Origin of the sequence: Embleya sp. NPDC056575, from assembly GCF_042793325.1 — a bacterium.
GTDB lineage: Bacteria > Actinomycetota > Actinomycetes > Streptomycetales > Streptomycetaceae > Embleya.
In genome coordinates, this window is sequence record NZ_JBHTVA010000032.1 from 51,886 (window position 1) to 59,501 (window position 7,616).

5 protein-coding genes are annotated in these 7,616 nt (G+C 70.4%); 4 read left to right on the plus strand and 1 reads right to left on the minus strand.

The features are described from left to right. Nucleotides 1–96: 96 nt before the first annotated feature. A complete protein-coding gene (locus tag ACFRCG_RS25045) occupies nucleotides 97–900 on the plus strand; it encodes an SDR family oxidoreductase (protein ID WP_380035033.1) in 804 nt (267 codons plus the stop codon). Nucleotides 901–904: 4 nt separating this feature from the next. Continuing rightward, nucleotides 905–1,555: a TetR/AcrR family transcriptional regulator gene (locus ACFRCG_RS25050; RefSeq protein WP_078976670.1), complete on the plus strand. Its 651-nt coding sequence runs from the start codon at nucleotides 905–907 to the stop codon at nucleotides 1,553–1,555. A 551-nt stretch (nucleotides 1,556–2,106) separates the two neighbouring features. Here ACFRCG_RS25050 and ACFRCG_RS25055 read toward each other — a convergent pair. Then, complete coding sequence (locus ACFRCG_RS25055) at nucleotides 2,107–3,261, minus strand: acyl-CoA dehydrogenase family protein (RefSeq protein ID WP_380035036.1); 1,155 nt, start codon at nucleotides 3,259–3,261, stop codon at nucleotides 2,107–2,109. A gap of 218 nt (nucleotides 3,262–3,479) precedes the next feature. Here ACFRCG_RS25055 and ACFRCG_RS25060 point away from each other — a divergent pair, with 218 nt between their 5' ends. Together ACFRCG_RS25060 and ACFRCG_RS25065 are read left to right on the plus strand one after the other, a co-directional pair. After that, on the plus strand, nucleotides 3,480–4,997 hold the full coding sequence (locus ACFRCG_RS25060) for a class I adenylate-forming enzyme family protein (RefSeq protein WP_380035039.1): 1,518 nt from the start codon (nucleotides 3,480–3,482) through the stop codon (nucleotides 4,995–4,997). 221 nt (nucleotides 4,998–5,218) lie between these two features. After that, complete coding sequence (locus tag ACFRCG_RS25065) at nucleotides 5,219–7,414, plus strand: acetate--CoA ligase family protein (protein WP_380035195.1); 2,196 nt, start codon at nucleotides 5,219–5,221, stop codon at nucleotides 7,412–7,414. Nucleotides 7,415–7,616: the final 202 nt, after the last annotated feature.

Genomic DNA, 7,616 nt, shown 5'->3' on the forward strand with positions numbered 1-7,616 from the left:
ATCGTCAGATTTCTGCCACCATAGTTGACCCCGAGCGACCCACGCCAGACGAACCGAGCGTGGCGCCCACGACACCGCAGACCTCCGGGAGCCGCCATGACCTCCGCCACCGACCCGCTCGACATGGGCGGACGCGTCGTCCTCGTCACCGGTGGCGGCAAGGGCATCGGACGGGGCATCAGCGAACGTTTCCTGGCCGCCGGCGCCGACGTGGTGGTGTGTTCGCGCCAGGCGCCGGACACGCTGCCGAGCGTCGGCGGGCGCAGCGCGGTGTTCACCCCGGCCGACGTGCGCGACCCCGACACCGCGTTCGCGGCGGTGGCGTTCGCCGAGGAGCGGTTCGGCCGGCTCGACGTACTGGTGAACAACGCGGGCGGCGCGCCGCAGACCGACGCGGCCACCGCATCGCCGCGCTTCTCCCGCGCGATCATCGAGTTGAACCTGCTCGGCCCGCTGTATTTCGCCCAGGCCGCCCACCGCTTGATGCACCGTCAGGAAACCGGCGGGGTGATCGTGAACATCTCCAGCGTGAGCGGCGTACGCCCCTCGCCGGGCACCGCGGCCTATGGCGCGGCCAAGGCCGGGATGAATTCGCTCACCCGCTCGCTCGCGGTCGAGTGGGCGCCGAAGATCCGCCTCAACTCGGTGATCGTGGGCCTGGTTCGGACCGAACAGGCCCACCTGCACTACGGGGACGAGGCCGGCGTGCAGCGCGTCGCGGACACCATCCCGCTCGGACGGATGGCCGATCCGAGCGATGTGGCGGACGTATGTCTGTTCCTCGCGTCGCCGATGTCACGGTACGTCAGCGGAGCGGAACTGCTCATGCACGGCGGCGGGGAAATGCCCGCTTTCCTCCGTGCGGCGGACAGCGGTACGGATCATGCGCCCGTAAACTGACGGCATGACAGGACAAGTTCGCACCGTCGACGGCCGCGTCGCCGGGCGACGCGGACAGGCGACGCGGCAAAAGCTGCTCGACTGCCTCCGCGAGATGCTCGACACGTCTCCGTACCGGGACGTCAAGGTCATCGACGTCGCCCGTATGGCAGGCACCTCTCCCGCCACCTTCTACCAGTACTTCCAGGATGTCGAGAGCGCGATCCTGGAGATCGCCAACGACATGGCCAAGGACGGCCAGCGGCTGAAGACCCTCGCCGAGGACCAGAGCTGGGCGGGCAAGGGCGGCTACGCCGCCGCCGAGGCCCTGGCCGACGGATTCCTGGAGTTCTGGCGGGACTACGAGCCGATCCTGCGCGTCGTCGACCTCGCGTCGGCCGAGGGCGACAAGCGGTTCTACAAGGTGCGCCAGAAGATCCTCACGGCGGTCACCGGTTCGCTCACCGAGGCGATCGAGAACATGCAGGCCAAGGGCAAGGTCGGCGAAGAGGTGCACGCCAACGCCATGGCGGGCACGCTGGTCGCCATGCTGGCGGCGGTGGCCGGCCACCAGAAGGGCTTCGAATCCTGGAACATCAAGATGAAGGACGTCCGCCCGGCACTCTCCACGCTGGTCTACATGGGCGTCACAGGAAAGAAGCCCCCGACGCGGTAACCCCACGTGTCCTCGAACGCCGGACGGGCTGACACCGGCCCGCCCGGCGCGCGAGCACAACCGCCGAACCGAAACCAAGCAAAAACCCGGAGTCGTCCGGCGCTTGAAGACAACCACCAAACCGCAACCCACGGATCGGGGCCGGCAACCCCAGCCCGTCGCGCCTGAGGACAACGGCTCAAACCGCAACCCTCGAATCCGAAAGAACAACGGTTCAAACCGCAGCCCACGGATCGGGGCCAAGCAATCTCAGCCCGTCCGGCGCCTGAGGACAACGGTTCAAACCGCAACCCACGGATCCGAGCCAAACAACCCCAGCCCGTCCGGCGCCTGAGGACAACGGCTTAAACCGCAGCCCACGGATCGGGGCCAAGCAACCCCAGCCCGTCCGGCGCCTGAGGACAACGGTTCAAACCGCAACCCACGGATCCGAGCCAAACAACCCCAGCCCGTCCGGCGCCTGAGGACAACGGTTCAAACCGCAACCCACGGATCCGAGCCAAACAACCCCAGCCCGTCCGGCGCTTGAGGACATGGCGAGCCGGACCCGGTCAGATGCCCGCGAGCGCCGCGATCCGCTCGCGCTGCAACCCGCGCTCCCCGAGCAAGTGCGCCGAGGTGATCGCCCGCTTCAGATACAGGTGGCAGTCGTACTCCCACGTGAACCCGACGCCCCCGTGCAACTGGATCATCTCCTCGGCGACATGCCGATACGCCGCGGTGGCCGTCGTCATCGCCAACGGCGCCATCACCGGCAACTCGCCCGGCGACCCAAGCCCCGCGGCCTCCGCCTCCGCAGCCGCCCACGCCGCGTAGTACAGCGCCGAGCGCGCCGTCTCGACCTCGACGTACAGATCCGCGCAGCGGTGCTTGATCGCCTGGAACGACCCGATCGGCCGCCCGAACTGCACGCGCCCCTTCGTGTACTCCACGGTCGCCTCCAGGCACCGCCCCGCCCCGCCGACCGCCTCCGCGGCCACCGCGATCTCGGCCAGAGCCAGCACCCGCTCCAGGGCCGCGTCCGCGCCGACCGCGCCCAACAGCCGCGCGGGCGTGTCCGCGAAGGTCAACCGGGCCTGCTTGCGCGTCTGGTCCAGCGTCGGCAGCGCCGCGCGCGTCAGCCCGGCCGCGTCCCGCTCCACCGTGAACAGCGCCAGGTCGCCATTGACCCGTGCGCCCACCACGATCAGATCCGCGATCAGCCCGTCGATCACGTGCGTCTTGACGCCGTCCAGGCGCCACCCGTCACCGTCGGCCCGCGCCGCCATCTCCACCGCGCGCACATCCCGCCGCCCGGGCTCGGCCAGCGCGAGCGCCCCGAGCGTCTCCCCGGCGGCCAGGCCCGGCAGGTATTCGGCCCGCGCCGCCTCGTCGCCCGCGTGCACGAGCGTGTACGCGGTCAGCACCGACGACGCCAGGAACGGCGAGGGGAAGAGCGCGCGGCCCATCTCCTCCAGCGCCACCACCAACTCGGTGAAGCCGAAGCCGACCCCGCCGTACTGCTCCGGAATCGCGAGACCGGCCAACCCGGTCTGCTCGCACACGCGTCGCCACACCTCGGCGTCGTAGCCGGTCTCGGTGGCCATCACCGCCCGGACGGCGGGCGAATCGCTGTGCCGATCGAACACGTCCCGTAGCGCTTTGCGAATCTCCTGCTGCTCGTCGCTGAACTCGACGTCCACGTGGCGCAACTCCTTGACACTCATGTCGCGCGGGGTCCGGGTCGGTCGCCCGGCCCGAGTTCCGGTCGGCCCCATTGACGATCCGGCAGCCCGCGAGCACCAGTATCTGACACACCGTCATACCTTTAGAACATTGCTTTCGTCACACCTCTGAAACGTCGCCTTACCCCGGGCGTGTCGTGTTGTGTGGCATACACCACCCCCCACGCCGATACTTCGCGCGCAGGCCGAAGGGACCCGTTGTGACCGTTCTCGCCCAGGTGCTTCGTGAGGCCGCCCGACGCTTTCCCGAGCGGCGGGCCCTCGTGCACGGCGGAAGCGGGTTCACCTACGGCGGCTTGGACGCGGTGACCGATCAGGTCGCATCGGGCCTGGCCGCACGCGGTGTGCGGGCCGGGCATCCGGTCGCCCTCGTGCTCCCGTCCGGGCTCGAGTACGTGATCGCCTACACCGCCCTGGCCCGGCTCGGCGCGATCACCACCGGGGTGGGACCGCGCTACACCCCCACCGAGCGCGCCGCGATCCTGGAGCGCGCCGCGCCGGATCTGGTGCTGGCCGGGGAGGACCTGCTCGACGGCATCCCGGCCGGCCCCGAGGTCGTGCGCTGCGTGCCGGCCGCCGACGCGGCGAACGTCTGGGCCCGGTTGCGACTCGACGCGATCCCGCCCGCGCCGCCGGTGACGGGGGATCAGGACCCGGACCTGCCCGAGACGGTCGTGTTCACCTCGGGCACCACGGGCACTCCGAAGGGCGCCCTGTTCACCTCCCGGCAGATCGCCGCGATCACCGCGATGGACACCGGCGACCGCTGGGGCGACGGCGGCCCGCAACTGATCGCCACCGGCCTGCCGCACGTCGGCTTCATGACCAAGCTGGCCGGCTACCTCAAGTCCGGCGCGACCCTGCACATCCTCGGCCGCTGGCGGGCCCAGGACGCGTTGCGCGTGGTGGCGCGCGAGCGCATCCCCTACCTCGGCGGCGTGGCCGCGCAGGTCTCCCTCCTGCTCGGCCGCCCGGAGTTCGAGCGCTACGACCTCGCCCACGTGCGCGGTCTGATCGTCGGCGGCGGGCCGTCCCCCGCCCCGCTCGTGCACGAGGCCCGGACCCGATTCGGGGCGGGCTACTCGATTCGCTACTCCTCCACCGAATCCGGGGGGCTGGGCACGCTGACCGCGTTCGACGCCCCCGACTCCGAGGCGCTGTACACGGTCGGCCGCCCCCGACCGGGCACCGAGGTGGAGATCCGCGACCCGAAGACCGGCGCGATCCGACCGGCGGGCGAGGAGGGGCAGATCTGCCTGCGATCGCCCGCCGTGATGGCGGGCTACTGGCGCGACCCCGCGGCGAGCGCGGCGGCTCTGGATGCGGAGGGCAGGCTGCGTACCGGCGATCTCGGCCGGATCGACGAGGCCGGCTGCCTGCGGATCACCGGGCGGATGACGGAGATGTACATCCGCGGCGGATACAACGTGTATCCGCAGGAGGTGGAGGCGGTCCTGCTCGACCATCCCGATGTGGCCTCGGTCGCGGTGATCCCGCGACCCAGTCGGGTGATGGGCGAGATCGGGGTCGCGGTCGTGGTGTCACGTGCCGCATCCGAGCCGTCACTGGCCGCGTTGCGCGAATTCGCGGCCACCCGGCTGTCCGCCCACAAGCTCCCCGAGGCGATCCGCATCGTGCCAGCGCTGCCGTTGACCGGCATGGACAAAGTGGACCGCAGATCCCTGACCCAGCAGGAAAAGTCCTTCGGGGACGTTTAGTAACCGCGCGATGACCAGCAGATATCCGCAACATGTTTGACCAAGTCAGCAAATGTCCAGGTGATCGGACAGATGCGTCGGGACCGGGCCGGTGAGACAGTGGACAGCCCTGACGTCCCATCAGCAAGCTAACTGACTAACCGTCAGCTCGATTCCGGCCTCGATCGGGCTTCGATCGGATCTGGCGGCGACGAAAGATCGAAAAAGGGACGGGCGCGATGATGCTTCACGACAGCAGAGGACACCACTTCCCGGGGCACACTCGAACCAGCGTCACCGCGAACGCGGATCCGTCGGCCGAACTCGACGTGACCGGCCGACCACTCGCGCTCCGCCCCGCCGACCTGGACCGCTTCTTCCGACCCCGCACGGTGGCGGTGATCGGTGCCTCGGACACCGAGGGCCGACCCGGCGCGCGGATCACCGCACAGCTGATCGCCTGGGCCGAGCGGGTCGGCGCGCGGTTGTTCCCGGTCAACCCCAAGCACGAACGCATCGCCGGCCGACCGTGCCACGCGGACATCTCGGCGGTGCCCGAACCGGTCGACCTCGCGGTCGTCCTGGTCGGCGATCCGGCCGAGGTGCTGGAGCAACTGGCGGGCGCCGGCGTGGGTTTCGCGGTCGTGTTCGCGGCCGGCTTCGCCGAGGCGGGCGACGCCGGGGCCGAGGCCCAGGCGCGGCTGGCGCAGCTCACCTCGGGCGGTTCGCTGCGGCTGCTCGGGCCGAACACGAACCTGAACGCGTTCGAGGAGTTCCGCACCGACCTCGACGGCCCCGCGATCGCGCTGATCACCCAGAGCGGGCATCAGGGCCGACCGGTGTTCGCGGCGCAGGAGATCGGGATCCGGGTATCCCACTGGGCACCGGTGGGCAACGAGGCCGACCTGGAGATCGCGGACTTCGTCCGGCACTTCGCCGACCAGGAGGAGGTCGGGGTGATCGCCGCCTACGTCGAGGGGTTCAAGGACGGGCGCACCTTCGCGCTGGCGGCCGACCACGCGGCGCGGCAGGGCGTACCGGTGGTGGTGGTCAAGGTCGGGCGGACCGAGACCGGCGCGCGCATGGCCCAGTCGCACACCGGCAAGCTGACCGGCGGCGACCGCACCGCCTCGGCGGTGTTCCGCCAGTACGGGGTCACCCGGGTCGACGGTCTCGACGAACTCATCGACACGTCGCAGTTGTTCGCGCGTACCCACGCCCCGCTCGCGCAGGGTGTGTGCGTGTACTCGATCTCCGGCGGCACCGGCGCGCACATGGCCGACCTCGCCGCCGCCGAGGGCCTGACCGTCCCGCAGCTGGAGCGGGCCACGCAGGAGAAGCTGCACGGGTGGATCCCGCCGTACCTGACCGTGTCCAACCCCGTGGACAACGGCGGGCACCCGGCGGGCGACGAGCGCGGCCGGAAGATCATCGACACGATCCTGGCCGACCCGGCGATCGGCGTGCTCGTCTGTCCGATCACCGGCGCGTTCCCGCCGATGAGCGACCGGCTCGCGCAGGACCTGGTGGACGCGGCGGAGGCGACCGACAAGGTGGTCTGCGTGGTGTGGGGCTCACCGGTGGGCGACGAGGACGCCTACCGGCAGATACTCCTCAAGTCGAACAAGGTCGTGGTCTTCCGCACCTTCGGCAACTGCGTCCGGGCCCTGCGGGCCTACTTCGACTACCACCGCTTCCGCACCCAGTACTCGTCCCCGTTCGAGGACGTGCCGCGCACCGCCTCGCCCGCCGCGGCGAAGGCGAAGCGGCTGCTGTCCTCGGGCAAGCCGCTGTCGGAGCACTCGGCCAAGCAGCTGCTGCGCACGTACGGGATCCGGGTGCCGCGCGAGCAGCTGGTCACCTCGGCCGCGGCGGCGGTGCGGGCCGCGGGGCTGATCGGCTACCCGGTGGTGATGAAGGCGTGCGGCCCGCAACTGCCGCACAAGAGCGACCTGGGCCTGGTCAAACTGAGCCTGCGCTCGGCAAGCCAGGTGCGGGACGCGTACCGCGAGATCACCGACGCGGCCAAGGAGGCGGGCGCGGGTCGCCTGGAGGGCGTGTTGGTCTGCCAACAGGTCGACCGCGGCGTGGAAATGGTGGTCGGCATCTCACACGACGACCTGTTCGGCCCGACGGTCTCGGTCGGCCTCGGCGGCATCTTCGTCGAGGTCTTCGACGACATCGCCATCGGCGTCCCCCCGTTCGGCGCCTACGAGGTGAAGCGCATGCTCGGCGAACTCCGCGGCCTCAAATGCCTCCAGGGCCTCCGAGGCCAACCCCCGGCCGACCTGGACGCCCTGGTCGACGTCGTCATGCGGGTACAACGCATGGCATTGGAACTGGGCGACGAAATAGCCGAGTTGGACATCAACCCACTGATGGTCATGCCAAGGGGCGGCGGCACAGTCGCCTTGGACGCCCTCGCAGTGGCGAGGTAGCCCGAGGGCCACCCCCACCCCGGAGCCGAACGGCACCAAGCGATCCAGGCGAACCGACCGAAGCCGACCGACTTCACAAGTCCAACGGCCCCAACCACCCACCCACAGCCACGACCCCCTCAAACGCCGGGCGAGCCGAACAGCCCGCCCGGCACATAAGTCCACCCAGCCCGGCCGGCGTTTGAGGCCACTCAGCCCGGCC

Bases quoted from the DNA above. Each gene is read 5' to 3' on its own strand.
- ACFRCG_RS25045 (WP_380035033.1), top strand. From the start codon at position 97: ATGACCTCCGCCACCGACCCGCTCGACATGGGCGGACGCGTCGTCCTC.
- ACFRCG_RS25050 (WP_078976670.1), top strand. From the start codon at position 905: ATGACAGGACAAGTTCGCACCGTCGACGGCCGCGTCGCCGGGCGACGC.
- ACFRCG_RS25055 (WP_380035036.1), bottom strand. From the start codon at position 3,261: ATGAGTGTCAAGGAGTTGCGCCACGTGGACGTCGAGTTCAGCGACGAG.
- ACFRCG_RS25065 (WP_380035195.1), top strand. From the start codon at position 5,219: ATGCTTCACGACAGCAGAGGACACCACTTCCCGGGGCACACTCGAACC.